This is a genomic window from Parvibaculum sp. (genome assembly GCF_039680535.1).
Classification (GTDB): Bacteria; Pseudomonadota; Alphaproteobacteria; order Parvibaculales; family Parvibaculaceae; genus Parvibaculum.
The window spans coordinates 113,456-139,281 of sequence record NZ_JBDKSS010000001.1 but is presented as its reverse complement, the minus strand read 5'-3'; the positions used below and the strand labels follow the sequence as shown (position 1 = coordinate 139,281).

Here is a 25,826-nt window from a genome sequence, read left to right as displayed (position 1 = left end):
CAAAGGCTGATCACCCTGAACCTCCGAAAGTCCAAACGGCTCGCCATTTCCGAATGCCCCCGCACGTTCAAAAAACTCTCCACACTTTGTGTGGCTCAGTTGGAAAGTTGCACACCTTGCCAAAATGTCTGCTCAGTGACTTAATTTGCTTGAATTGTTGCGAGACGATCATCGAATATCTAATGGACGCGACTTCTGTGGCAACGCCACCATTGGTGCGATTACCAGCAAATACACAATCGTAGTCGCTTACTGTGCGCTTATTCTTCGAAGTTCGACCCTGGGGTTTATGTGCTTCTGAAGCATCAAAGCTGAGCCTCCATCGCCCCAAGAACGCCCTTCGTCTAAAGCAAGGCAGGAAAGTGCCTCATATTTTTGGGGGGACTATGTCGATCACCAAATACCTGATTATCGCGGCGCTAGTTTTGTTCACGACATCAGAAGCCCGCGCAAACTCAATTGAGAGTTGGCAGGACGCGGGTTGGTATATGGGTGCGTATACCGACGATAAGACCGGACAATTCAGTCACTGTGCGATGTCTGCCAATTACGAGAACGGCGTGACCTTATTGTTTGCGGTCGACCGGCAATTTGGCTGGCGTATGGGCCTCAACTCTTCAACGTGGCTACTAAATGCCGGAGCTCAGTATGATATCGGCTATCAGGTCGATAGAGGTCCATCGGGAACAGCGAAGGCTATCGCAATAAACCCTAACCAAGTGACTATTGAACTTCAGCCAACCAGCGCCTTGTTTCGCCAGTTTCAGAGCGGGCGATTGCTAACGCTATTGACCAGCGGTCAGACCCTATATTTCCAGCTTAAAGGGACCAGAGCAGCATTAGCAGAAATCCTACAATGCACCCAACGACATGTGACCCAAGCATCAATCCCGGCTCCTAACACAAATCCGTTTGCGCCGGCTGTTCCTGACACGAACGCAGCCACCGCTTCCTCCGATGCTTATCGCGCAGAGGCAGCTACATTGGCAGCAAACGTACTATCTCAAGCTGGCGTTGCTGGCTTTCAATTGGTAAGCGAAACGAATGTTCCACCCGAGTTGAAGGGCGTGGACGCGGTATGGGTTGCGCCAGGATTACTTGGAACCATTAAGGTCTACAGCGACCCCAAGTTCTCTGTGCAAGACCTGCAAGCATCCATACTGGCGAGCGATGCCAGATCTTGCCAAGGAAAGTTTGCTTCGGGTGTCACTCCCTCAGACAATTCCAAGGGAACCGCGATACAGCTTTTTACGGTTTGCAATGCTGGTGGAACTCCCACTCCAATTAATTACACCGTTATGCGGCGACCGAGCGGCGGAGCTTACGTTTTTGCGGTAGCTGGCATCTCAAAGGATGCCAATAGTGATCAACCCGACAATTCTGCCCGCGAAGTAAACGATGGCATTCGCAACGCAAGCCATGAGATTCTGGGCAACTGATAGACCATCATTCGCTTCAGAAAGGAAGCCCAAGGGAATCTGATTTCAACCAAGTCAATCTTCCCATCAAGGTCGAACATAAACAACAACGCCAAAATCAACTTTAGGATTTCTTTTTTGAAGCGCCCTTAGCAGGGATACCCCGCCTACCGCCCTTTCCGGAGCGTAGGAGGCTCATCTACTGAAGGGGACCCGACGGGCCATTGAGTTAGCCCCCCAAGACTCGTCAGTACACGTGACACCTGCACAGGCGTCCAGTTGCAGCCATTGCCTCTAGCCGTCGAGATGCCCCGCTCGGTCAACTCTCGGGCAATGCCACGAAGTGAGGTGACGCCTGCGTCTCGTAGCTCAGCAATCAGCGGCGCGAGGTCCTGAGCGCGAGACTTGGCCTTGTCGGCCTGAGCCTGCCTACCAGCCTGCCTAATGGCGTCTGTAAGCTCTACTCCCCGATTACCGCCTAGCCTCTTTCCCCGCGCCTTGGCAGCGGCCAGAGCAGCCTTGGTGCGAGCGGAGATAAGGTCAGCTTCCAACTCAGCTACAGCGGCCATCTGTGAAAGGATGAACTTGCCATAGGCCCCCTCAATCTGAGGAAGATCACAGAAGCGGACCTCTACGCCACTCTCTAGGAGCAATGACAAGAAGGCTGAGGAGCGGGTCAGGCGGTCCACCTTGGCGACAACCAAGGGCACCCTGTGGAGACGAGCAGCGGCTAAGGCTCGCTGAAGCTCTGGCCTGTCTCTGCGTCGTCCGCTCTCCACTTCCACAAACTCAGCTATGAGCTTCCATCGCCCGCCATTGAGATACCTGGCTACGGCTTCTTTTTGAGCCTCAAGGCCAAGGCCGGATTGGCCCTGCTTTGTGGTGGAGACCCGGTAGTAAGCGACGAAGGAGCCGTTTGCCATTATGTAACATTCCAATCAATGAGCGTTGACTATAATGTTACAACCGATGACGCGGGTCAATACCGACTTTGGGTGGGCGTCGCGGAGTGACCTGCGTGTCTTTGAGTGGCCAAAATCAGCGCCTTTGAATGTGGTCTAAACTGATTTCCGGGCCTGGATGGCCTTGAGAGCCGTGTCGGAGAGCGAATGATCTATGTAAAGCAGTGGCTTAGGTTTATTTTTGGGGCCATCTGGTAGACCTACACAAGAACGTAAATCTCGGATTGTTAATCAGAGCCGAGGAGAATGGCCGTTGAGCTATGGCAAAGTTAGAACGGCTACAGTTCGCAATTCGTACCATGTTTCACTATCCACAATATCAAGTTGTGGAAATAATTGAACCTAGCTGACCCGATTGCCCGCAACAGACACGCTGAAAGCTAGCCGTTCAACAGAAGTTCTTTGCGTTGGCTGAAGGCCGCGAAACCGACTTTATGAAAATCGTAAGTCGGTCAAAAAATATCATTATCATCAATGAGTTGAGCCGCCGTTCCTTAAGAGAGGATAGCTAAATTCTGATCTTATCGGCTGTGGCTCAGCGGCTCGGCTAAGGGCGACCTCTGCCGCCGGATATCAACGACGAAAATAAGAGGTGGTCTAGTCGGGCAAAGCCAAGCCTAGGCTGCCTTGGGCCCCTTTAGGCCTAATCTCAAACAGACACCGAAACCGGTCTTCACAAGGGTCTTCTTCGGCCCGTGATCCCGCATGTTCGTGTCTGCTCCAACCCAACCATAAGGATAAATAGATACGTATGAAGACGAATGTGATCGTCCTAGACGCCCTAATGGGCAGTGGTAAGACCACCTTCATCACGAGTTACATGAACGCGAGTTATCTCACGCAAGCTTCAGCCACATTTGACGACCCTTCGTTCAGCCCCGAGCCCTTTATCTATATCGGCGTCTATTTGGACGAGGCTCAGCGCATCAAGGAGGCTTGTCCTCATCTGGAGTTTGCTGAGCCGCAGCCTATAGGAGGAAAAAAGCTCCGACACCTGAATGACCTCATTAGAGATCGTCGAAACATAGCTTCCACCCATGCTCTCTTTAAATTGATCAATGACGAGACCTTCGATGCCCTGAAAGAGGGTAACTACACGCTGGTAGTGGACGAGTGCCTTGAATGCGTCATGCCTTTCGAGGATGTGAGCCCAGCAGATTGGAAGACCCTGTTTGAGGGGGGACATGTCTACATCGATGGAAGGAAGCGGGTCAGGTGGAACCACAAGGATTGGCCAGATTACAAAGGTCGTTTCGAGACGATCCGAAACCTCTGCGATTCAGGGAACATCGTCCAACTCGATGAGGGCGTCTTTTTCTGGGAGCTGCCTGCTGAGTTACTGTCGCTCTTCAAGGAGGTCTACATTTGCACCTACCTCTTCGAGGGCTCCCCTATGGCGAGTTACCTTAAGGCTCACGGCGTGGACTATAAGCTCATGTCAATCGGTCGTGGCGGGGCGCTAGTAGAACCTGACGACGTTGATACTGGACAGCAAAAGGCAAAGCTGCGGGAATTGATCACGATTGTTCAAGACCCTGGTCTGAACTCCATCGGAGCCGCGTGTGGACGAGCGAATCCCTTGTCTGCTACTTGGCTGGATAGAGAGGCCTCCTCGCTCCGGCGCACCGGTCAAAGCAAGCTGGAACAACTCAAGCGGTCACTCTACCGGTATTTCAAGTACGGGACGAAAGTACCTGTCTCTGAGCGTATGTGGACGAGCTTTAAGGATCAGAAAAGGCATCTAAAGGGGGATGGGTATACGAAAGGATTTGTTCCGTGCAACGCCAGAGCGATGAATAAATATCGTCACAAGTCCGCTCTGGCTTATGCGGTCAACATCTTCATGCATCCGATGCTTAAGCGGTACTTTCAGGAAAGAGGTGTTCAGCCGAACGAGGACCTCTATGCACTCTCCGAAATGCTTCAGTGGATATGGCGGTCTAGGATTCGGGATGGACTGCCGATTACGATTTATGTTCCGTCAGAGCGGATGAGGCGGCTGCTCGAACGTTGGCTACGCAATGAAGCATTTGTGGTTGTCGAGTCCAACGCCTCATTGGCTGCCTAGGGTCGAACGTTTCGAGAGCTTTTGTGCCACGTCCTCAGCCTTGTGACGAGCGTAGTGGATGAGCATTCGCCAATCTCTGTGACCAGTGATCGAGGCCAATTGGGGGACGCCTCGGCCATCGCTCAACGTAAGCAGTTGGTCGCTTCGTATCGCAATTCGCGAAATGGAGGATCACTGGCTCCCGCCTTGGCAGATATCCTCATCGGGGCCCACTTCCTGAATTAGAGCCCTGAGAGGCAATGCGCGTGTCTGTTTCAGGAACCGGCGTCAACGAGATGTAGAAGCGATATCGGCTACATCAATTCAGAATTGCTCGACACAGCCCTGCTGTCTCAGAGACGGTCTTAACGTGATCCTAGATAAGTTGGAAAGTTCCGCCCTTGGGCCGATCGACACCCGTAAGGGGCTTTTCGATTGCGAGAGACCCAACAATAAGAAGGGGGTCAGAATTGCTCTAACCCCCTGAGGTATTTCATGTTTTAGGATTTCAAGCTGTGCCGCCTGCCCCACCGGACAGACCCGCACCAGACCTAAGCGGTTGATCCGACTTAAGATTCAACAGAACCTAAATCTGGTGCGTCTACCAATTCCGCCACGCCCGCAAGGCCGCGCAGGCACGCCGCGGAAGGCAGGCCCACGTCCAAATCGGGGCCTTCTATAGCAAGCGTCCCCCCGGAATACCAGCGAAAGAGCGGCTTCTTTCAGGAGAAGTCAAGGCCCGACGGGGCCCTCAGCCAAGCTTCGGCAGGAGGTCGCGGTAAACCGCCGGCAGCATCTCGGGCAAGTCCTCGGAAATGAGGCCGATGCCATAGTACTGCCCGGCCTCTCCATGGAGCCAGACGCCCATGGAAGCCGCCTCGAAAGCAGGCACCCCCTGCGCCATGAGGCCGAGAATGATCCCGCCGAGAACGTCTCCGCTCCCCGCCGTGGCCAGCTCGGGCCCGGCATTGGTATTGACCACGGCCCGGCCATCCGGCGCCGCAATCACGGTATCGGGCCCTTTGAAGACCACCACGGCGCCCGATTCCGCCGCCGCGGCCCGCGACCGGGCGAGCTTGCCCCCGGCGAGATTGTTCGGAAACAGCCGCCGGAACTCGCCCTCATGCGGGGTCAGCACGGTCGGCCCGGCGAAATAGCCCTTGATGGCGACGAAGAGGTCGCGGGGGATTTCCATGAAGGAGGTCAGCGCGTCGGCGTCGAGCACCATCGACGCGCCCGAGAGCAGCGCGGCCAGCACATTTTCGCGGGTCGAGGGGCCGATCCCGCAGCCCGGGCCGATGAGGCAGGCGTTCAGGCGCTTGTCCTCGAGAAGCCGGGCGAGAGAGTCCGCCCCGGCGACGGGCTTCAGCATGATGGATGTCAGCTGCGCCGCATTGATGGCGACCGCATTGGGCGGCGAAGCGACGGTGACGAGGCCCGCCCCCGCCCGTAGCGCACCGCGAGCGGCGAGCCGCGCAGCGCCGGTCGTGGATGGCCCGCCGGAGACGACGACCACATGGCCGCGCGAATATTTGTGCCCTTCGACCTGGGGCCGCGGGAATGCCTCGCGCCATATCTCCGGCGCGTTCTCGAATGTCGTCGGCTTGATCTCGTCGAGCACGCCTTCCGCCGTTCCGATATCGCCCACGACAAGCTCGCCGCAAAGCCGGCGTCCCGGAAAGACCACATGGCCGGGCTTCTTGCGGAAGAAGGTGACCGTGAGCTTTGCTTCGAAAGCGGCTCCGCGCACCTCGCCCGTCTCGCCGTCGAGACCCGTCGGCACGTCGATGGCCGCGACCGGCAGCTTCGCTTCGTTGACGCGGCCGATCAGGTCGGCGACGACGCCGGTGACTTCGCGCGAAAGCCCGGCGCCGAAAATCCCGTCCAGAATGAGGCTCGCGCCCTCCGCCGCATCTGCGGTCAGTGGATGGACCGGCCCCGCCCAACGATGCGCCGCTTCGGCGGCATCGCCCGTCAATCGCTCGCGCTCGCCCAGCAGAAAGAGCGTGACGGTCCAGCCCGCATCACGCAGCAGCCGAGCGGCGATGAAAGCGTCGCCGCCATTGTTCCCGGGCCCGCAGAGCACCGACACCGGCCCGCACGGAAACCGCGCCGCCACGGCGTCGGCAACCAGCCGCCCGGTATTTTCCATAAGTTCAATGCCGGGCTTGCCGCGCTCGATCGTCAACCGATCGGAGCGCGTCATTTCCTCGACGGAGAGAAGTGCAAAACGAGTGTCGAACATGCGGGCCACTATAGCCGCCACGCGCGAGTCGCCAATGAGGCAAATCAAGCAGAGGGCCACGCCGCCTCATTGCTGCGCCTCCGCCGCTCTCACGATCGCCTTGGCCTCGCCGCGGAGTTCAAGCGGCGGGATGTCGAAGGTGACGGTGTGAATCCTTCCGCCATATTCGAAGGGCTCGGCATAGTCGTCGTTCACGGGCGCGACGCTGCGGCCGATATCCATGCCGAGGCTCGAGATGAGGAAGAGGAGCCTCGGGATGCTGCCATGCGCCACTTCCGCGCCATCGACAAGCAGCGACACGTCGCCTCCGCCATCCTGCCGCCGCGCGACATGCAACTCGATCTTGCGTGGGCCTGGGCGAAGCGCCTCCCTGCCGACGAGCAGCGTATGCTCATGGAAAGCGTTGTAGTCGAAATGCGGCCGACCGTTCTTGATGTAGAGAACGAAGCCGCTGTTGATGCTGCCGCGCGAAACGAGCGCGCCGTCGCCGCCGCTCGCCGGATGGTCGATATTGGCCGCCATCTTCCAGCCGCGCGCCACCGGCGGGCAGGCATCGCTTACGATGTGCGAAACGGGCGGGTAGTAGACGAAATGCCCTCGCGAGGTCGGCATGCCCGGTCGGCGCGACGCGGCGAAGAGCGCGAAGGCGCCGCGATCGTCGAGCGGCAACGCGCCGTGGCGCTCCGCCTCCGCCCACCAAAGATCGATCATCTCCTTCAGGCGTTCGGGCTCCCGCTCCGCAAGGTCGTCATATTCCGAGAAATCCTCGCTGAGCTTGTAAAGCTCCCACTTGTCCTCGTCGAACGGCTTGCCGTTCTCGTGATGCGTGACGGCCTTCCAGCCATCCTTCCAGATGCCGCGATGGCCGAGCATCTCGAACATCTGGGCACCGCGCGGGATTTCCGCTTTCGGATCGGCAAGCGCGGGCTTGAGGCTGACGCCATGCACAGGCATCTGCGGCACGCCAGCAACCACGTCGGGCACCGGAATGCCGATGATGTCGAGCACAGTCGGCGCAATGTCGATGGCGTGGCAGAACTGCGCGCGGATCGCGCCCGGCGCTTCCAGCCCCTTCGGGAAATGCATGACCAGCGGATCGCGCACGCCGCCGCCATGCGTATTCTGCTTGTACCATTTGAGCGGCGTGTTGCCGACCTGCGCCCAGCCCCAAGGAATGTTGCAATGGCTGTTCGGCCCGCCGATGTCGTCAAGGCGCTCGACGGCGGCATTGACATCCTCCTGCATGAGATTGAACCATTTCATTTCGTCGAGAACGCCGGTCTGTCCGCCTTCCTGGCTCGCGCCATTGTCGGAGAGCACCATGAAGACCGTGTTCTCCCACTGGCCTATGCCCTTGAGAAAATCGATGAGCCGCCCGATCTGCGCGTCGGTGTGTTCGAGCATGGCCGCAAAGGCTTCCTGAAGGCGGCAGGCAAAAGCCTTTTCATTCGCCGTCAGTTCCTCCCAGGGCTTCACGCCCGGATTGCGCGGCGCGAGCTTCGTCTGGGGCGGGATGACGCCGAGTGCCTTCTGCCACTCGAACCATTCGGCGCGAACCGCGTCCCAGCCTGCGTCGAACTTTCCGCGATACTTGTCGAGATAGGATTGCGGCGCCTGATGTGGCGCATGCATGGCGCCGAAGGCGAGATAAAGGAAGAAGGGCTTTTCAGGAACCAGCGAGGTCAGGTCGCGCACCATGCCCGATGCGCGGTCCACCACATCTTCCGAGAAGTGGTAGCCCTCCTCCACGCCTTTCGGCACATCGACAAAGTGGTTGTCATGCGTGAGTTCGGGGTGGAACTGGTCGGTCTCGCCCTGAAGAAAGCCGTAATAGCGGTCGAAGCCTTTCTGCAGCGGCCAGTTTGTGAACGGTCCGGCTGCGGAGCATTCCGACATGGGCGCGAGGTGCCACTTTCCGGCGGCGAAGGTCGCGTAGCCCTGATCGCGCAGGATCTCGGCAAGCGTCGCGGCGCTTTTCGGGATCGAACCGCGCATGTTCGGAAAGCCGGTGTCGAAGTTGGAAATGCCGCGCATTCCCACCGCATGGTGATTGCGGCCCGTGAGCAGGCAGGCCCGTGTCGGCGAGCAGAGCGCGGTGGTGTGGAACCCCGTGAAGCGGGCGCCCTTCTCCGCCAGCGCGTCGATATTCGGTGTGGCGATCGAGGAGCCATAACAGCCGAAATGCGAAAAGCCGGTGTCGTCGAGGACGACCATGACCACATTGGGCGAGCCGGGCTTCAGTTTCTGTTCCGGCCACCAGGGCGTCGACTCATAGACGGTACGGCCGATCACGCCGTGAAATTCTTCACCCGACGGATGCTTGTAAGTCATGTCTCTCTCCCTGAGGCGCCCTGCTCTAATGATTTACATTAAAGCAGGCTGGAGCGAGCGCAACAGGGAGAGTGTCAGAATTCCGCCTGGCGGAATGCCAATCAGTTCACCTTCGTGTCGCCCTCGCGGCCCATTTCGACCAGAGAAAGTCCGCCGTCCCGCGCTTCGAAGACGGTGACCGAACAATTGTCCGGCCTGAACAGAATGACCCGATCGTCCGATAGCGCCGCGCCCGCCGCCGCATTGATGGCCACGAAATGGCTGAAGATGACTGTATCCTCCGTGAGACCCGCCAGCGCCTCGGCCACTCCCCGCCGCCACGCCCGAAAGTCGATGCCCCCCTGCGGAGCGGCGTCGGACCACGAACCCGCCATGAAGCCGCGCAGCCATTCGCCCCGTGTCTTGAGGTCGTGAACCGGCGACGGGATTTCGCCCACGCGCTCATCTATCCGCGGCGCCTGCGCCCAGGTCCTGGCAAGGGGTTCGCCCGTTTCGCGGCAGCGGCGCAGCGGCGAGGAGATCAGGGGCAACTTCTTGCCGACCCGCGCCTCGATTTCCCGCGCCACGGCTTCGGACTGGGCGCGACCCTTTTCACTCAGGCCGGGGTCCATATCGGCATCCCAGCCAGAGGCCGCCTCGCCGTGGCGGATCATGTAGATCAGGGGCATGACATTTCTCTCACATTCGATTTTCCGGATGAGTTCTTGTCGGCGAGGTGGACGTTATTTGCAAGACGGATAGTCAGACCGCGCCTGAACCGCTAGCGTTTTCCATTATGATTCACGCGATGGGATTTTCAGCATGACCGATACTTCGATCCAGCCCGCGCCTCAGCCTGCTGCCGGCGACCTCGATGGCGTAAAGCTTGTCTATATTCTTTATTTTGTGAGCTTCGTTCTCGCCATCACCGCCATTGGCGGCCTGATATACGCCTATCTCAAGCGCGGCACCGCGAGCGCCGTCGCCGCATCCCATTACACATGGCAGATCCGCACATTCTGGATCGGCCTGCTCTACTCGGTTCTGGGCGCGCTCTCGCTGTTCTTCGTCATCGGCTTGTTCATTCTGCTCGCCACCGCGATCTGGTTTCTCGTGCGCTCGATCAAGGGTTTCATCGCCGCCGGCGAAGGGCGCCCGATCCAGAACGTCGATACCTGGTTCTGGTGAACCCAGAGAAAACATGCCCGTCCAACAAAAAGGCCCGGATTCGATCCGGGCCTTTCGCTTTATGCCAGCAGAAAGAAGCTGCGGCTCATTCCGGCGTGAAGATATTGACACTGCCATCGGCCGCCGATTGCACCTTGCCCGAACGGCCAAGCTGCTCGCGTTCCATCATGTCGTTGAGCGTCACCGGATCATTCGGCGTATGGGCGACGAAGCGCGCGCCATCGGCGTCGAGACGGCCGAAAACGATGGCAAAGTCCGGACCGTTGCGGCCGTTGACCACCGTATAGGTCTCTATCTTCGCCGCGCCGTTCGGCTTTTCCTCGACGCGCGGATGGGCCTCGTTGTCGATCTCGCCCTGATAGGAGGAAGGCTTCTCGCGATTCCACGAGCCCGCCACCGGATCGGTCGAATAAAGACCGATGCCATGCTTCGTCACATACCAGCCATTCGAGGTGCAAAGACCCTTGCTGCCCGGCTTCGCGCGCAGCTTGTCCATGATCGTGGCGATCGAATGCATGACGTAGTTGTTGCCCGCGCCGCCGAAGTAAGGAAGGCCGCCCGTGACGGTGAGCGGACGCGGATCGTCTTCCGCGATGCCCAGTTCGTTACGGCCGATCTGTACCGCCGAGGGGAAGCAGGAATAAAGGTCGATGAAGTCGATATCGCCGATCTTCCAGCCTGCCATATCGAGCGCCTTGCGGCCGATGAGGCGGATGGCGGGCGAGGAGTGAAAATTCACGCGCTCAGTCGGATACCAGAGGTCGTTCGCGTCGCCGCAACCATGCAGATAAACCCACTTCGCTTCGGGAATGCCGAGTTCGCGCGCCTTCTTCACCGACATCATGACAACGGCAGCCGCCTGATCGACCTGCATGATGGCGTTCATGTACTTCGTGTACGGAAAGCCGACATAGCGGTTGTCGTCGGTGGGCGTGGCGATTTCTTCCGCCGTACGCTCGACCGGGAACCAGGCCTGCGGGTGCTTCGCGGCGACCTGCGTGAAGGGCGCCATGAGCTTGCCGACGGCGAGCTGGTGCTCACGCACTGAACGGCCCTTCTGCCCGCGGATCGCGTTTTCGAACATCGGATAGATGTTGACGGGGAATTGCAGCTTGTGTCGCTTCTCGACCTCGGTGACGCCAAGCTTCTCGACGCCGATGTCGATGCGCTCGCCGCCCGGCTCGTCATGCCAGGGGAGCATCTTGCCCTGCCCCAGAGCGCGCATCATCGTGCCGAAACATTCGGAGCCCGCGACCAGCGCGATGTCCGTCTGGCCCTCGGCGATCAGTTCTGCCGTATGGTTGACGAGATATTGCGGCGTGTTGCCGCCGGTCGGGCCGTAGCAGTTCTTCGAGGCATTGGCGCCGACGAGATTGCCGAGCGTCTTGGGCGCATTCGGATATCGGCCGAAGGGCAGCTTGCCCGAATCCGGGCTGTCGGTGATGAAGCGAACGACGGTGATGTTGTCGACGATGGGCCAGAGCTTGTCGCCGAGGCCGGTATCGGCCGCCGCCAGACGCGCCGCATCCGCCATCAGATGCATCGGCGACTTCGCCTTCTCGACGTCCTTCTCCTTCTGGACGAGCTGGCCGCAGCCAACGAGGATCGGTGTGCGGTCTTCCGGTTGGACGTTCGCCATCATTCACTCCCTGCAGAACGAGCCTGCTCTTCGGCCGGCCATCAGTTTGCGCGGGAGAATAAGGCCTCGCCTCCCGTTGTCCAGCGGGAGGCGGCACGCCGCGACTGACGCGACGTCAACTCTGATTTACTTCACCACATTCCATCCGCTAGGCTTTTGCCATAACGATTGGAGGGCGGAAGGATGAGCTACCGGTTCACGGGCGTTTCACTTGCGTTGCTGACGCTGGCGGCTGCGCCAGCTCGGGCGGAGAGCGTCGACATGGACGCACTGACCCGCTGGAGCCAGGCCAAGGTCGTGCATTATCATGGCGAAGGCGTCTATCAGGCGCAGACCGTCATCGCCTATCACGACAGCAGCGGACAGGCCACGGTCACCGATCACGTCACCATCGACTTCGACTGGGACATCAACAAGGAACATCTCGTCGGCGCCGTGAAGATCGGCAATGCGAAGTCCACTCTCAAAGATCTGCGCAACGTCGAAACTTCCTGCCCGCCGCCCAAGCCCGCAGGCGAGTTCGAATATATCGACGCCACCGGCGGCGAGCAGACGGCCAGGGGCCGCCTGGATCTGAAAGGAACGACCACCTATCCGACGATAGAGGTCACAGCCTATTGCCGCGGAAGCTGGCAGAAGAAGACGGTGCAGGCGAACAAGGAGGCGATCACGGTCTATGCCCCTGTGCTCAACCCCATGGTTCTCGCAATTCCGATGGGCACTCAGGACAAGGTCGTCATTGCTCCCGACGGAAAGTCCTTCTCGATAACGACCGAGGCATGGACCTGGACCTACACGCCGACGGTTGTATCGCAGTAAGGCGCCCGGGCGATGCGGCGTCCAGAGGGATGCCTCCGCTGCAACTCAAACGAAAAGGGCTGGCCTCGAAGATGAGGTCAGCCCTTCGCATTTCAACTCGGACACGATCTTTCTATTTTCCAATACGGTTCAGCATGACCTCGGTATCGCGCGCATGCTTCTGCGCCTTGGCGAGATCGGCTTCGGCAACGCCCGCCAGAGCTTCCTTCGCCGCAGCCTCCAGCTCCGTCTTGACTTTCATGTCCGTGGAATCGGGTATGGCGCCATCGCCCATGCCCTTGCATGGATTCATCTGCTTCGGATCGAAGTTGGCACCCTTGGGCCCTTCGATACAGTTGAGTGTGTGCTGCAGGTGAACATGCACAGCGTCGACATTCTCGGAATTGCCGGCCAACTGGGCATGTTTGGCCGCCGTCGCGATCTCCTGACTGACGTCAGCCGCTGCGGCGGACGCGGGAGTCTGACCTAACGCAGCGAGCCCGGCGATCCCCAGACCCGCCAACATAACAATTGTGTAATGTTTGAGCATGTTTCCATCCCTTCCATTTTGTGGATGTGTCGATAACGACGTGAACAAGCCCGCTCAGCTTCCTCCCTTCGGATGGTCTTTGCAAAGACTACCGGACCTCAACTCATGAAATGCGCAGCACAACGGCCCCGGCATATCCCGAACACACCGGGGCCATTGTTCGGCAATTATGCCGGCACTGAGACCTTCACGAGCCTCTCCGCGATCTGCACGGCATTGAGCGCCGCGCCCTTGAGAAGCTGATCGCCCGCCGAGAACAGCGTCACCGACCTTCCGCTCGGATCGCTCAGATCCTGGCGGATACGGCCGACGAGGATGTCGTCCTGCCCGGAGGCGTCCTTCGGCATGGGAAAATAGTTGTTCGCCCAGTCGTCGACGAGCTTCACGCCCGGCGCAGTCTTCATCAGCTCGCGCACTTCCGACGCCGCAATCGGCCGCTCGCATTCGAACGTGACTGCCACGGAATGCGCGCGCAGAACCGGCACACGCACGCAGGTCGCCGAAACGCGAATATCCGGATCGCCGAAAATCTTCTTCGTCTCTTCGATCACCTTCATCTCTTCGTCATTATAGCCGGTCACGGGGTCGATCTTCGTGTTGTGGCTGAAGAGATTGAATGCGTAGGGATGCGGCAGCACGGTGTTCTTGTATTCGCGGCCCTGCAGATAGGCCTCTGTGGAAGCGCGCAGCTCCTCCATCGCCGCAGCACCCGCGCCCGACGCCGCCTGATAGGTCGCGACGATGAGGCGCTTGATCGGATTGCGCTGGTGCACCGGCCAGAGCGGCGTGATGGAGATGATCGCCGCGCAATTCGGATTGGCGATGATGCCCCTGTGCCGCGCGATCTCGCCCGCATTGATCTCCGGCACGACGAGCGGCGTGTTGGCATCCATGCGGAAGGCGGAGGAATTGTCGACCACGATGGCGCCTTCGCTCACCGCAATCGGCGCAAACTGGCGCGAGACGGTTCCGCTCGCCGAAAAGAGCGCGATGCCCACGCCCTTGAAGCTCCGCTCGGTCAGCGGCTCAACCTCGATCTCCTGATCGCGGAACTTGAGCTTGCGGCCGGCGGAACGGGGCGAGGCGAGAAGGCGCAGGCCCGAAAGCGGGAAGTTGCGCTCTTCGAGGCAGCGGATCATCTCGACGCCGACAGCGCCGGTCGCGCCGACGATGGCGACGAGAGGGGAAGAAGGATTGGAACCCATTTTTATCTCCGTGATGCCGGAGAACGGGGCCCTGAAACAACAAAGCCCCGTCCTGACCGGCGGGGCTTCAAGGATCGCTCTGATGCTTCGTTCAGATGCGCGCCCTCGCCCGCCCGAGGACGGTCGTGGTGGCTTTCTGTTTTTTCTGCATCAGCGGCATGTTCATGATGGCCCGGAACATAGCCGAGCCCATTGCGCCAGTCAAAGCCTCACGGCTCGAAGGGCACCGATATCGGCGCAACGATATAGACCAGGTTCGCATAATTGTTCGGAAGCGGGTCGAACGGCACCGAGCGCTCGATGGCCTTGAGCGCCGCGTAGTCGAGATCGGCATGGCCGGACGAACGCATGAGCTTCATGCCCTTCACGTTCCCGGCATGGCTGATCGCTATCTGCCAGACCGCCGTCCCGCGCCGTCCGCCGCCGGTGCTCGGATAGACGACATTTCGACCGATGCGCGCCCGCAGCGCATTCAGATAGGGGTCTCCCCCGCCCTCACCCAGAAGAACGCTGTTGATGAGTTTCGATGGCGCTCCGCTGTCCTGCGAGCTGGTCTTGCCCTTGTCGGGCTTCGGCACGTCGCCGTCCGGCGGCAAGGCCCAGTCCGGGAGCGCGATCTTGGGCGGCTCCTTCGACTTCTCCCGAGCTTCGGGCTTCGGCGCCTTGTCGGGCGCCCGCTCCTGCTTCGGGGCGCGGCCCATCTTCAACTCGGGACTGCCGCCCGATTCGAGATAGTTCTGCTTCTCCTGCTTTTTCTGCTCCTGCGGCTTTTGCTCCTCCGCCTTCTTCTGCTCGGGTTGAGGCTGGGGTTTTGGCTGCGGCGGCTGCTGCCTGACGAGATCGACGGAAATGGCCTCCGGCTCGGCGGGCCGTGGCTTCGGCCTGTCGGGCAGGCGCAGGAACAGCCCAACGAGAACGAGGACATTGATGAGGAGTCCAAGCGCCACGGTGGCCGACATATTCCACCGGTTGCGTGGCGAAGGCGGCGGCGGCGCGAGCGGATCGGTCGGGTCCAGACGAATGGTCCCGGCCGCGGCCAAAGCATGTCCCTCCTCATTCGACAATATTAGCGACACGTCATCTCCAGCCCGGCGCAGTCAGGTCCGGCCATCACGGCACAAGGCCGGCTCCGCCACGGCGGACGTTACCCGGGCGGAGGTCATACGGCCAGCCCCGGAAAGCCCGTCGGCCGTCCGAAATTCCGGAAATTGAAGTCAGGCGGCCGCGCCGGCTTCGCTCATGAGCCGCAGGTAATGTTCGGCGTGCTGGTAATAGTTTTCGCGCGCGACCCGATCCTGCCCCTCGGCCTCGGCCAATGTGCAGTAGCGTTCGAAGCTCCGGCGCCACGCCGCGACGTTGACCGGCTGTGCGGACTTCGCGGCCATCGCCGGACCGGGCGACCGATATGACGGATTGTTCATGTTGGTTCTGATTGTCATGCAATGCGCCGCTTCGCGCGGCATCCAGTTCAACGAGGCATAAGACCTTCGTTGTTATTTCCGTGAAGGGATTAAGCGCAGCGGCAGCGCGGCTGTTTTCAGCCTGCAGTGCCCACGTTCCCGATCAGGTCAGACATCGAAGTCGACGCGCGGAACGGGCGCTTTCGTATAGATGGTGCGGCGCCTCGAAATTACAAGCGCATCGCTTCGATACGGCCCACGCCTCCTCGCGCGCGGCGGCGCCTTGCGGGAAATGAAATCACATACAGGTTGGGGTTTGCGCGTCAGGCCGTGACCGGCGCCGGCACCGGGACGACGTAGCTCAAGCGCCGAGAGGCCTTGGAGTAGACATTGCGCCCGGCCTGAATTGGCAGATCGACGTTGATGTAGAAGACATTCTTGCCGCTGTCTCTCGCCTCGCCGTGAGTTGCCAGAATCTGCGCAAAGAGTTTCTTGCGGACCTCAAGCGACAGTTCCGCGCCCAGAAGTCTCATGGCGTCGATCTTGATGAGGCGGTAGGCCTCGCCAAGCACGACCGCCTCGGTCCGCGACCGGTATCCGCCCGGATCGTTCTTGCCGAACTGCCGCTCCTCGTTTCCGTGCCGGATGACATCGAGCGCGTTCGCGGGAAGGTCGCTGCGGCCGACCCCGATCATGCCGAGACGTTCGTAGAAGTCCGTGTCTTCGTGCCCCCAGCCCCGAATGGCTTCGTCGTAGCCGCCGACCCTCTGAAAATTCGCCTTGCTGCAAATCGAGAAGCCGACAAGCTCGTCTATCTTGTCTCCGCAACGATAGATCGTGTTCTCCCGCGCCGTGCGCTCGAACCACCCGCCGACATCGCCCTTGAAGATCGTGTCTGCGTCGGCGAAGCAAATGTACGGATGCGATGCCTGCGCCGCGCCGATGTTCCGTGCCCGGGCGAGGCAGAAGATGGGATCGTCATCGACCTTCACCACCTTCGCCGCAGGATGATTTTGCGCCACCCAGGCTGCCGTGCCCTGCTCGCACCCATAATCGACGACGATGACCTCGGCGCAGGTCTGCTGGAGCATCCACGGCAAGGTATGTTGCAAGTGATGCAGGCGATTTTTGCAGGTCGTTACGATCGAGAGCATGTCTTCGAAGACCGTGCCATGAACCGGAGTGTGCGGGAAGTATATAGCTTCGCCCGCTCGTCACAATGATCCGTTACGGGACAAATCCCGCTCAGTCCTTCGCGGCATATGCCTTCAGCCGGGCGCTCGCCTCGATCAGCATGGAATCCTGTTTGCAGAAGCAGAAGCGCACGAGGTGGCGCGGCGCGTGAGGTGCATGCGGCGGATAGAATGCCGATAGCGGAATGGCGGCAACCTTCGCCTTCACCGTGATATCGCGGCAGAACTCCTCGTCCGTGCCGTTGAAGCCGAGCGGACGAAAATCCACGGTGATGAAGTAGGTGCCGTCCGTTGGCAGGATATCGAAACCCGCCTCGCGCAGCCCCTTGGCCATCAGATCGCGCTTGGCTTCGAGCGACGCCGCGAGCCCGTCGAAATAGCCGTCATCCTTGCCGAGCCCGAAAGCGATGCCGGTCTGCAGCGCGGGCGGCGTCGTAAAGGTGACGAACTGGTGCGCCTTCATGATCGGCGTCATCAGTTGCTCGGGGCCCGTGATGTAGCCGATCTTCCAGCCCGTGAGCGAGAAGGTCTTACCCGCCGAACCGATACGCACGCAGCGCTCGCGCATGCCCGGCAGCGTCATCAGCGGAATGTGCCGGTGGCCGGAGAAGACGAGATGCTCGTACACCTCGTCGCAAACCGCATAGGCGTCATGCTTCACCACCAGATCGGCAATCGCCTGCAACTCATCGCGGGTGAAGACCTTGCCGGTCGGGTTCATCGGGCTGTTGAGCAGGATGAGCTTCGTCTTGTCTGAAAAGGCGGCGGCCAGTTTGTCGGGCGGAAGCGACCAGAAAGGCGGCTCCAGCGCGACGGAGACGACCTTCGCCCCCATCGCCTCGATGATCGGCTTGTAACTGTCATAGGCCGGCTCAAGGATGATTGCCTCGTCGCCGGGATTAAGGAGCCCCATGAGACAGTCGCCCAATGCCTCGGTCGCGCCCGAGGTGACCAGCACTTCCTTCTGCCAGTCGACGTCGAGCCCGTAGAAGCGCTTGTTGGCAGCCGCGACGGCCTGACGAAGCGCGGGCACACCCGGCATCGGCGGGTATTGGTTCGGGCCGTCGATGAGGGCCTTCGCGGCGGCGGCCCTGACGTCGTCCGGCCCCTCGTCATCAGGGAACCCCTGTCCGAGGTTGATCGCACCATGCTCACTCGCGAGGGCCGACATGACCGTGAAGATCGTGGTCCCGAGATTACCGAAAACGCTATTAGCCGGCCGCATTCCGCCACTCACTCCGCTTCCTCGGCCCACCGGCAAATCCGGGGGCTGAGCCTGTCCGATCGCCCCGTCGCGCCGGAGGCATGTTGCCGCAGCGCGACCGTGGCGGAGCATGTCAAAGGTGGCTTGAGGGCGCAAATATTCTCAAAGCCGATCGACGGCAGCACCTTTTGTGTGCACATTGCACATTATCGCGCCATTCGTGCTGCTCGCATTTTGGGCATATGTTATCCGCGAATAGGCAACACGTTGATTTAACGTGATATTCGCTTCTCGGCGGAGTGGCACGACCCATGCTATTAGCCATGCAGAAGCCGGCGGACGCTGCGACCAAAGTTTAAAGGGATTCAGGTATGAAGAAGATCGAGGCGATCATCAAACCGTTCAAGCTCGACGAAGTGAAGGAGGCCCTCCAGGAAGTCGGCCTTCAGGGCATCACTGTCACCGAGGCCAAGGGTTTCGGTCGCCAGAAAGGCCACACCGAACTTTACCGCGGCGCCGAATACGTCGTCGATTTTCTCCCCAAGGTGAAAATCGAGGTTGTGCTCGATGACGCGCTGGTGGCAAAAGCCGTCGAGGCGATCCAGCAGGCCGCGCGGACAGGCCGCATCGGCGACGGCAAGATCTTCATCTCGACTGTTGAGGAAGCAATCCGCATCCGCACGGGCGAGACCGGCACTGAAGCTATCTAAGGCGCAGAGACGCACTACTTCGAAACCAATTCCCTCCCACGACAAATCACCAACCTACGGGACAGACGAAATGGCTGATTACAGCTCCATTCAGCAGCTCATCAAGGATAAGGACGTCAAATACATTGACCTGCGCTTCACGGATCCTCGTGGCAAGATGCAGCATGTGACGTTCGACATCGGCTTCTGCGACGAAGACTTCTTCGCCCAGGGCACGATGTTCGACGGCTCGTCGATTGCGGGCTGGAAGGCGATCAACGAGTCGGACATGGTTCTGCTGCCGGATATCAGCACGGCCGTGATGGACCCGTTCTACGCCCAGAACACGCTCGCCATCATGTGCGACATCGTCGAGCCTTCGACCGGCGAACTCTACGGCCGCGACCCGCGTTCGACGGCGAAGCGCGCCGAAGCCTATGTGCGCTCCGGCGGTTTCGGCGACACGGTCGTTTTCGGCCCGGAAGCTGAATTCTTCATCTTCGACGACGTGAAGTTCTCGGCCACGCCGTACAAGACGGGCTTCGAGCTCGACTCGGTCGAACTGCCGACCAACTCCGACACGCATTACGAGTCGGGCAACCTCGGCCACCGCGTCCGCACGAAGGGCGGCTACTTCCCGGTGAACCCGATCGACAGCGCGCAGGATCTCCGCGGTGAGATGCTCACCGTCATGGAAGAGATGGGCGTCGTCATCGAAAAGCACCATCACGAAGTCGCCTCGGCGCAGCACGAACTCGGCACCAAGTTCCAGACGCTGACCACCGCCGCCGACCACATGCAGATCTACAAGTATGTGATCCACAACGTCGCTCAGGCCTACGGCAAGACCGCGACCTTCATGCCGAAGCCGGTCTTCGGCGACAACGGCTCTGGCATGCACTGCCACCAGTCGATCTGGAAGGACGGCAAGCCGCTCTTCGCCGGCAACAAGTATGCCGACCTCAGCCAGGAATGCCTCTGGTACATCGGCGGCATCCTGAAGCATGCCAAGGCGCTCAACGCCTTCACGAACCCGTCGACGAACAGCTACAAGCGCCTCGTCCCGGGCTATGAAGCCCCCGTTCTGCTCGCCTACTCGGCGCGCAACCGCTCGGCCTCCTGCCGTATTCCGCACGGCACCTCGCCGAAGTCGAAGCGCATCGAAATCCGCTTCCCCGATCCGACGGCGAACCCCTACCTCGCCTTCGCGGCCATGCTCATGGCCGGTCTCGACGGCATCGAGAACAAGATCGATCCGGGCCAGCCGATGGACAAGGACCTCTACCACCTGCCGCCGGAAGAGCTAAAGCAGATCCCGACGGTTTGCGGCTCGCTCCGCGAAGCCCTGCTCTCGCTCGAAGCCGACCACGACTTCCTGCTCAAGGGTGGCGTGTTCACGAAGGAGCAGATCGAGGCCTATACGGACCTGAAGTGGGAAGAGTGCCTGCGTTACGAAATGACGCCGCACCCGGTCGAGTTCGACATGTACTACAGCGTCTAAGTCTCTTCACGGTGGACTTGGGCAGAGGGCCGGGGCGCAAGCTCCGGCCCTTTTCTTTATGCGCGCGTGAGTTCAAAGGAAGTGCCGCAGATGCGCACCGCGTTGCCCTCGACAGGCAGCCCCGCCCCGCGCGCCCGGTCGAGACAGGCGGCCGGATCGGCGACCGCGACCTCCACGCCGACAAGGCCCGTTCCATCCGCATCCACCGGCTCGACAAAATCGACATAGCCACGCGCCAGCGTGAGGCGCGGTCCGCGCGGCCCTTCCTTCAACGGCTGGACAAGCAACTCGGACCAGCGGCGCGCCATCGCCGCGGGAGATTTGCCCTGAACTGTTGCGCCAAGAATTGCCGTCGATTGTTCATTGCGCGCCGCACGCCAGTTGCGGCCCGCATAGAACCAGTCGCTATCGCGATCGAACCAGTTGGCAACCCCAGGCAGCGAGTCGACGGACGTCAGAACGCCGCCGAAATCAGCCGGATGAAAATGCGTGAAAATTGCCTCGCCTTCATGCTCGGCAATCTTGCGGGCACCGAGCTTCAAGATGCGCTCCCGCTCGGCGCGCGCATCGGCCACCTGGAAGATCAGCATGTAGCCCGCGTCGCCGCCACGGCGATGGAGATATCGCAACGCCGAAGCGTCTTCCCTTACCGGCTGCACAACTTCAAGAAACTCGCTCCCAACAGTCATGACGGCATTGACGAGCCCGAACGTCGCAACCGCAGGATCGTTGAATGCGACCTTGAGTCCGAGCACGTGGCCGAGCTGATCGACAACCGGCTTTAGATCATGCGCGACGAGCGCCACCTGACGAAGCCACATGCATCCCCCTATGCGTCATGTTTTGGCGCAGCGTGACGGCGGAAGACGCGCGCGTCAAGGCAACGCCGCCATCCGCCTTACTCTGTATACGGTATATTTAAGTCAACCTGACTGCCCCAATTTTGTCGCGGGCACGCGATCCAATTCTTGTTGACGCTTCCGTGACATCGGGCCTAGCATTTCTCCATCAGATGACTCCAACGGGAGGAGGTTTTGAAGATGACCCCACCGACGCAGGCAAGATCCTGACACATCTGGATCTTGCATTTCATCGCAACCCTGACGCGTTCTTCATGGGTGGTCGGTCAGCCAACCATTTATGCCAGAGAGCGCATCGTAAACCTGACGCCCGGGCTACTCACATTGAGTGCGCAGGCGAGAGCAATGGAACAGGCCCTGCTATAAAGCCGGGGCGAGTGCGAACAGCACATCCATAAGCAACCCCGCGAGGAACGCCCGACAGGATGACCGGGGCTTCCGCTGAGCGGGGTTGCGTGCGTTGAAAACAACGCCGCTCCCATTCACTTCTCGTCGCCCCCTCCCTATTTCAATCTCACCGCCGCAAATTGCCGTCTCGCTGTCGACGTGCAACACGGCTAATGTCGGTCATCGAAGACTGGAACAACGAGGAATGAGATGTCGAACGGCCGCGTCGCACTTTGGGGAATTCTCGCCGTCATCCTGCTGGTGGGGGGCTGGATATTTTCCAATATCAACATCATCCCGCGCCAGGACGAGGCCGCGAATGCGGCCTGGAGCCAGGTTCTGAACCAGTATCAGCGGCGCGCAGACCTCGTGCCGAACCTTGTGGCGACCGTAAAGGGCTACGCCGCGCATGAGGAGAAGGTCCTTACAGAGGTGACGAATGCGCGCGCCCGCGTCGGCCAGCTCACCGCGCCCGACCCGACGGACGAAAAGGCCGTCGCGAACTATCAGGCCGCGCAACGCGAACTCGGCGGCGCGCTCTCGCGGCTTCTCGTCGTGTCGGAGCAGTACCCGCAGCTGAAGGCGAATGAAAATTTCCTGACGCTACAATCGCAACTCGAAGGAACGGAAAATCGCATCTCCGTCGCACGCCGCGACTACATCGCCGCCGTGCAGACCTATAATACGACGCTCCGCACCTTCCCCGGACGTCTCGTCGCCGCCATCTTCTATGGCGACGCCAAGCCGAAGGCGAACTTTGCCGCCGAGCCCGGCGCGGAGAAGGCCCCGCAGGTCCAGTTCTGATGACGCGCATCGTCGCCCTTCTTTCGCTTCTCTTCGCCTTCAGCGTCGCCGGTGCGGCGACGGCGGCCATCAATCCGCCGCCGCTCACCGGACGCGTCGTCGATGCGGCGCATGTTCTGCCGATGGAGAAGGTGCGCGAGATCGATGCGGCGCTCGCCGCGCATGAGGCGAAGACGACGGAGCAAGTCGTCGTCGCCACAGTGCCGTCGCTCGACGGCAACGACATCGAGACCTATGCCAATGAAACCTTCCGCATCTGGAAGCTCGGCCAGAAGGACAAGAACAACGGCGTCCTCTTTCTCGTCGCGCCGAATGAACGCGAATTGCGGATCGAGGTCGGCTACGGCCTCGAAGGAACCCTGACCGATGCCCTGTCCTCGCAGATCATTCGCGATATCGTCACGCCGCGCTTCAAGGCGGGCGATCTGCCGGGCGGCATCGAGGACGGCACCGCCGCGATCCTGAAAGTGCTCGGCGGCGGCACGCTGCCGGCACCGCGTCAGGATCAGAACGACTGGCAGAACGCCATACCCTTCATCATCTTCTTCCTGATCTGGATTTTCGTCGTCGGCAATGCGCGCCGCCGTGGCGGGCGTGGGCCCGGCATCTGGTGGGGCGGCGGCGGATTTGGCGGAGGCGGCGGTGGGGGCGGTGGCGGCTTCGGCGGTGGAGGCGGAAGCTCCGGCGGTGGCGGCGCGTCGGGACGCTGGTGAACCAGCGCCCCTCCACACATCTGTGCTTCAGCGAACCAGCGCTGCCGCAGCCTTCGCTTCGTTCTTCGTGTAGTCGCGGAAGGCCTTGAAGACACCGAGTTTCGCATCGGGATCGAGGCCCGCGCCCATGCGCAGTATCTGCAGGCAGAACCAGGCCTGCTGTCCCCAGCCGTTCAATCCGCGCACAAGCGCGATGGAGCTCGAAGGACCGAGCAGACCAGGCCCGATACGCAGTGTCTTTTCGTAAGCGGGAATGTCGCGCGTCTCCCCGCAAAGAAGATGCGCCGCAGCGGAAGGATCGACACAGAGCGGACGGCCCAGGCCGATAATGTCGGTAGCGCCGGACTCAAGCGCCGCATTCATGCCTTCAAGCGTACGGAAGCCGCCTGTCACCATCAGCGGCAGCGAGACGACCTTGCGAATGTCGGCTGCATATTCGAGGAAGTAGGCTTCACGGGCGACGGTGCTCTGCCGGCGCTTCTCGGTGCGCTCGGGATGAAGCGTCATGTCCTCGCGGCCCGTGAGCGCGGGCTGCTCATAAGTCCCGCCGGAAATCTCCAGCAGATCGATGCGCTCGTCATTGAGCCATGACGCGACTTTCAGCGAGTCCTCATGGCTGAATCCGCCGCGCTGGAAATCGGCGGAGTTGAGCTTCACCGATACCGGGAAATCCGCGCCCACCGCCCTGCGCGTCGCACGGACGACTTCAAGCAGGAGGCGCGCACGGTTCTCGAGGCTGCCGCCCCATTCATCCGTGCGATTGTTCACGTCGGGCGAAAGGAATTCCGAAATCAGATAGCCATGGGCGCCGTGAATCTGCACACCAGTGAAGCCCGTCTCGCGCGCAATGGTCGCGGCATGGGCGAAGCGGCGGATGACATCCTCGATCTCCGTGCCGGTCAGCGCGCGCGGCTTGCCGAACTGCGCGCCCGGCATGTCGAGCGCCTTGTCCGAGGGGCCGACAGGTTCCTTGCTGACGGAGGCAGGCGTCTGACGTCCCGCATGGTTGATCTGCATCCAGAGATGCGTGTTGTTGACCGTGCCCGCCGCCGCATAGGCGCGCAGCGCCGCGAGAGCCTCGGCCGATTGCGGCCCGTCGATGGCGACATTGCCCGGACGCTCCAGATAGCGCCGGTCGACATGCACATTGCCGGTGAGCAGCATGCCCGCCCCGCCCTCCGCCCAGCGGCGATAAAGCTTCACATGGCCCTCGGTCGCGCGGTTCTGCCCGTCGCCGAGCCCCTCGGTCATGGCGGCCTTGGACAGGCGGTTCTTCAGCACCGCGCCGCATGGCAGCGTGAACGGCGTGGTAATATTGATCTTCTCCGACATCAAACTCCCCCTGAATTGCGTGGTGACTGAATGTGACAGATCAGTCGGAGCGATCAAGCGCGGTCCATATGGCCATTGCGACGCAAGGCGGACCCCACGTAAGCTGACCCCCGTCCGGTTGCGGAGGGGGGAACTCACCATGCAGGGCGTAAAAATACGCACGGCGAAGCCGAAGCTGCCGCCAGCGGCGATCGTGAACTTTCTCGGCCAGATCAGGAGCGGGCTCGTCGCGCTGACCCGCAAGATGGTGCCGCCGCCTGTCGCGGTTCTGGAAATGCTGACGGGCTTCTGGGCGTCGCAATGCATATCCCTGATCGCGAAGCTCGGCCTCGCCGATCTGATGAGCGAAAAGGAAGCGATCTCTTGCCGGACGTTGGCGGAGAAAAGCGGCTCCAACGCGGATGCGCTTTATCGCGTCATGCGCGCGCTCTCGACTGTCGGGATTTTTGCCGAGGACAGCATCGGCCATTTCCGCCTGACGCCAATGGGCGCAACGCTGAGGACGGACCATCCGCAGTCGATGCGCTATTTCTCGATTTATCAGGGGAGCCTCAACTGGGACAATTGGGGCGCGCTCAGCCATTGCGTGGCGACGGGCCGCAACGCCATCGAGCATCTGCACGGCATGAAGTCCTTTGAATATATTTCGGGCGATCCGGCGCGCGCCGATATTTTCGACAAGGGCATGGTCAATGTCTCGGAGATGGAGCTCGATCCGGTTCTGGCTGCCTATGACTTCTCGCCTTTCAGGACGGTTGCCGACATAGGCGGTGGATATGGCGCCGTTCTCGGCTCCATCCTGATGCTCAATCCGGGCATGAAGGGCATCCTCTTCGATCTGCCGCACACAGCCGAGGGCGCGCGGCGCTATTTCGACGAGGCGGGACTTGGGCCACGCGTCGAGACGCATGGCGGCAGCTTCTTCGATTCCGTACCGGGCGGCGCCGACGCCTATGTGATGAAGCACATCATCCATGACTGGTCCGACGAAGAGTCGATCCTCATCATGAAAAACATCCGCGCGAAGATTCCGGCAACCGGCAAGCTGCTGTTGATCGAGCACGTGATCCCCGCGCCGGGCGTGGCGCATTTCTCGAAGTTCCTCGATCTCGAAATGCTGGTGGCGACGACGGGCCGCGAACGCACGGAGCCGGAATATGCCGCGCTGATGGCCAAGGCCGGCTTCCGGCTGGAGCGCATCGTACCGACCATCGGGCTTGCGAGCGTGATCGAGGCAAGTCCGGTGTAATTCTCCGCCCATTCCATCGTCATGGCCCGATTTATTCGGGCCATCCACGTCTTCATCGTCGCAGGACGAAGACGTGGATGCCCCGGACGAGCCGGGGCATGACGGCTGAGGGGGGATTCCCCGTCATTTGCC

Annotated in this window: 22 protein-coding genes; 9 read left to right on the top strand and 13 right to left on the bottom strand. The window is 60.7% G+C overall.

Annotated elements, in window-relative coordinates; all coding sequences use genetic code 11:
• The first annotated feature begins 386 nt into the window (after positions 1 to 386).
• Positions 387 to 1,439 (top strand): hypothetical protein, encoded by a 1,053-nt coding sequence (locus ABFC66_RS00615; RefSeq protein WP_346739020.1) that lies wholly within the window; start codon positions 387 to 389, stop codon positions 1,437 to 1,439.
• A gap of 146 nt (positions 1,440 to 1,585) precedes the next feature.
• On the opposite strand, the gene ABFC66_RS00610 is transcribed toward ABFC66_RS00615, so the two are convergent.
• Entirely contained in the window at positions 1,586 to 2,341 is a 756-nt protein-coding gene (locus tag ABFC66_RS00610; protein WP_346739019.1) for a recombinase family protein, read from the bottom strand.
• Positions 2,342 to 3,131: 790 nt separating this feature from the next.
• On the opposite strand from ABFC66_RS00610, the gene ABFC66_RS00605 reads away from it, so the two are divergent.
• Positions 3,132 to 4,448: a hypothetical protein gene (locus ABFC66_RS00605; RefSeq protein WP_346739018.1), complete on the top strand. Its 1,317-nt coding sequence runs from the start codon at positions 3,132 to 3,134 to the stop codon at positions 4,446 to 4,448.
• A gap of 730 nt (positions 4,449 to 5,178) precedes the next feature.
• Here the strand turns inward: ABFC66_RS00605 and ABFC66_RS00600 are convergent.
• From ABFC66_RS00600 to ABFC66_RS00590, 3 genes are all read right to left on the bottom strand, one after another.
• Positions 5,179 to 6,672: an NAD(P)H-hydrate dehydratase gene (locus ABFC66_RS00600; RefSeq protein WP_346739017.1), complete on the bottom strand. Its 1,494-nt coding sequence runs from the start codon at positions 6,670 to 6,672 to the stop codon at positions 5,179 to 5,181.
• A 66-nt stretch (positions 6,673 to 6,738) separates the two neighbouring features.
• A complete protein-coding gene (locus ABFC66_RS00595) occupies positions 6,739 to 9,003 on the bottom strand; it encodes an arylsulfatase (protein ID WP_346739016.1) in 2,265 nt (754 codons plus the stop codon).
• 101 nt (positions 9,004 to 9,104) lie between these two features.
• Complete coding sequence (locus tag ABFC66_RS00590; RefSeq protein ID WP_346739015.1) at positions 9,105 to 9,671, bottom strand: histidine phosphatase family protein; 567 nt, start codon at positions 9,669 to 9,671, stop codon at positions 9,105 to 9,107.
• 133 nt (positions 9,672 to 9,804) lie between these two features.
• Here ABFC66_RS00590 and ABFC66_RS00585 point away from each other — a divergent pair, with 133 nt between their 5' ends.
• Entirely contained in the window at positions 9,805 to 10,170 is a 366-nt protein-coding gene (locus ABFC66_RS00585) for a hypothetical protein (protein WP_346739014.1), read from the top strand.
• An 85-nt stretch (positions 10,171 to 10,255) separates the two neighbouring features.
• On the opposite strand, the gene ABFC66_RS00580 is transcribed toward ABFC66_RS00585, so the two are convergent.
• Positions 10,256 to 11,812 (bottom strand): acetyl-CoA acetyltransferase, encoded by a 1,557-nt coding sequence (locus tag ABFC66_RS00580; RefSeq protein WP_346739013.1) that lies wholly within the window; start codon positions 11,810 to 11,812, stop codon positions 10,256 to 10,258.
• Between the two features lie 180 nt (positions 11,813 to 11,992).
• On the opposite strand from ABFC66_RS00580, the gene ABFC66_RS00575 reads away from it, so the two are divergent.
• Positions 11,993 to 12,628, top strand: a complete 636-nt coding sequence (locus ABFC66_RS00575; RefSeq protein ID WP_346739012.1) for a hypothetical protein — start codon at positions 11,993 to 11,995, stop codon at positions 12,626 to 12,628.
• A 112-nt stretch (positions 12,629 to 12,740) separates the two neighbouring features.
• Here ABFC66_RS00575 and ABFC66_RS00570 read toward each other — a convergent pair whose 3' ends face one another.
• From ABFC66_RS00570 to ABFC66_RS00545, 6 genes are all read right to left on the bottom strand, one after another.
• Positions 12,741 to 13,157, bottom strand: coding sequence for a hypothetical protein (locus ABFC66_RS00570; protein ID WP_346739011.1), 417 nt, complete (start codon positions 13,155 to 13,157; stop codon positions 12,741 to 12,743).
• A 167-nt stretch (positions 13,158 to 13,324) separates the two neighbouring features.
• Positions 13,325 to 14,362 carry an aspartate-semialdehyde dehydrogenase gene (locus ABFC66_RS00565; RefSeq protein ID WP_346739010.1) on the bottom strand — a complete coding sequence of 346 codons (1,038 nt, stop codon included), beginning with the start codon at positions 14,360 to 14,362 and terminating at the stop codon, positions 13,325 to 13,327.
• Positions 14,363 to 14,571: 209 nt separating this feature from the next.
• On the bottom strand, positions 14,572 to 15,402 hold the full coding sequence (locus ABFC66_RS00560) for a TonB family protein (RefSeq protein ID WP_346739009.1): 831 nt from the start codon (positions 15,400 to 15,402) through the stop codon (positions 14,572 to 14,574).
• Positions 15,403 to 15,576: 174 nt separating this feature from the next.
• Positions 15,577 to 15,801 carry a DUF4167 domain-containing protein gene (locus ABFC66_RS00555; RefSeq protein WP_346739008.1) on the bottom strand — a complete coding sequence of 75 codons (225 nt, stop codon included), beginning with the start codon at positions 15,799 to 15,801 and terminating at the stop codon, positions 15,577 to 15,579.
• A 284-nt stretch (positions 15,802 to 16,085) separates the two neighbouring features.
• A complete protein-coding gene (locus ABFC66_RS00550; protein WP_346739007.1) occupies positions 16,086 to 16,916 on the bottom strand; it encodes a glycosyltransferase family A protein in 831 nt (276 codons plus the stop codon).
• A 91-nt stretch (positions 16,917 to 17,007) separates the two neighbouring features.
• Complete coding sequence (locus tag ABFC66_RS00545) at positions 17,008 to 18,180, bottom strand: aminotransferase (protein ID WP_346739006.1); 1,173 nt, start codon at positions 18,178 to 18,180, stop codon at positions 17,008 to 17,010.
• A gap of 350 nt (positions 18,181 to 18,530) precedes the next feature.
• Between ABFC66_RS00545 and ABFC66_RS00540 the strand changes: the two genes are divergently transcribed.
• The gene (locus ABFC66_RS00540) at positions 18,531 to 18,869 is read left to right on the top strand and encodes a P-II family nitrogen regulator (RefSeq protein ID WP_152215926.1); all 339 of its coding nucleotides are present in this window, start codon (positions 18,531 to 18,533) and stop codon (positions 18,867 to 18,869) included.
• Between the two features lie 70 nt (positions 18,870 to 18,939).
• Positions 18,940 to 20,349: a type I glutamate--ammonia ligase gene (gene glnA, locus ABFC66_RS00535; protein ID WP_346739005.1), complete on the top strand. Its 1,410-nt coding sequence runs from the start codon at positions 18,940 to 18,942 to the stop codon at positions 20,347 to 20,349.
• A gap of 56 nt (positions 20,350 to 20,405) precedes the next feature.
• Here glnA and ABFC66_RS00530 read toward each other — a convergent pair whose 3' ends face one another.
• Positions 20,406 to 21,170: a VOC family protein gene (locus tag ABFC66_RS00530; protein ID WP_346739004.1), complete on the bottom strand. Its 765-nt coding sequence runs from the start codon at positions 21,168 to 21,170 to the stop codon at positions 20,406 to 20,408.
• 636 nt (positions 21,171 to 21,806) lie between these two features.
• Between ABFC66_RS00530 and ABFC66_RS00525 the strand changes: the two genes are divergently transcribed.
• Together ABFC66_RS00525 and ABFC66_RS00520 are read left to right on the top strand one after the other, a co-directional pair.
• Complete coding sequence (locus ABFC66_RS00525; RefSeq protein ID WP_346739003.1) at positions 21,807 to 22,400, top strand: LemA family protein; 594 nt, start codon at positions 21,807 to 21,809, stop codon at positions 22,398 to 22,400.
• Positions 22,400 to 23,113 (top strand): TPM domain-containing protein, encoded by a 714-nt coding sequence (locus ABFC66_RS00520; protein WP_346739002.1) that lies wholly within the window; start codon positions 22,400 to 22,402, stop codon positions 23,111 to 23,113. The genes ABFC66_RS00525 and ABFC66_RS00520 overlap by 1 nt, the downstream gene beginning before the upstream one ends.
• A 27-nt stretch (positions 23,114 to 23,140) precedes the next feature.
• On the opposite strand, the gene ABFC66_RS00515 is transcribed toward ABFC66_RS00520, so the two are convergent.
• A complete protein-coding gene (locus ABFC66_RS00515; protein WP_346739001.1) occupies positions 23,141 to 24,445 on the bottom strand; it encodes an NADH:flavin oxidoreductase/NADH oxidase family protein in 1,305 nt (434 codons plus the stop codon).
• A gap of 139 nt (positions 24,446 to 24,584) precedes the next feature.
• Here ABFC66_RS00515 and ABFC66_RS00510 point away from each other — a divergent pair, with 139 nt between their 5' ends.
• The gene (locus ABFC66_RS00510; RefSeq protein ID WP_346739000.1) at positions 24,585 to 25,694 is read left to right on the top strand and encodes a methyltransferase; all 1,110 of its coding nucleotides are present in this window, start codon (positions 24,585 to 24,587) and stop codon (positions 25,692 to 25,694) included.
• Positions 25,695 to 25,826 lie beyond the last annotated feature (132 nt).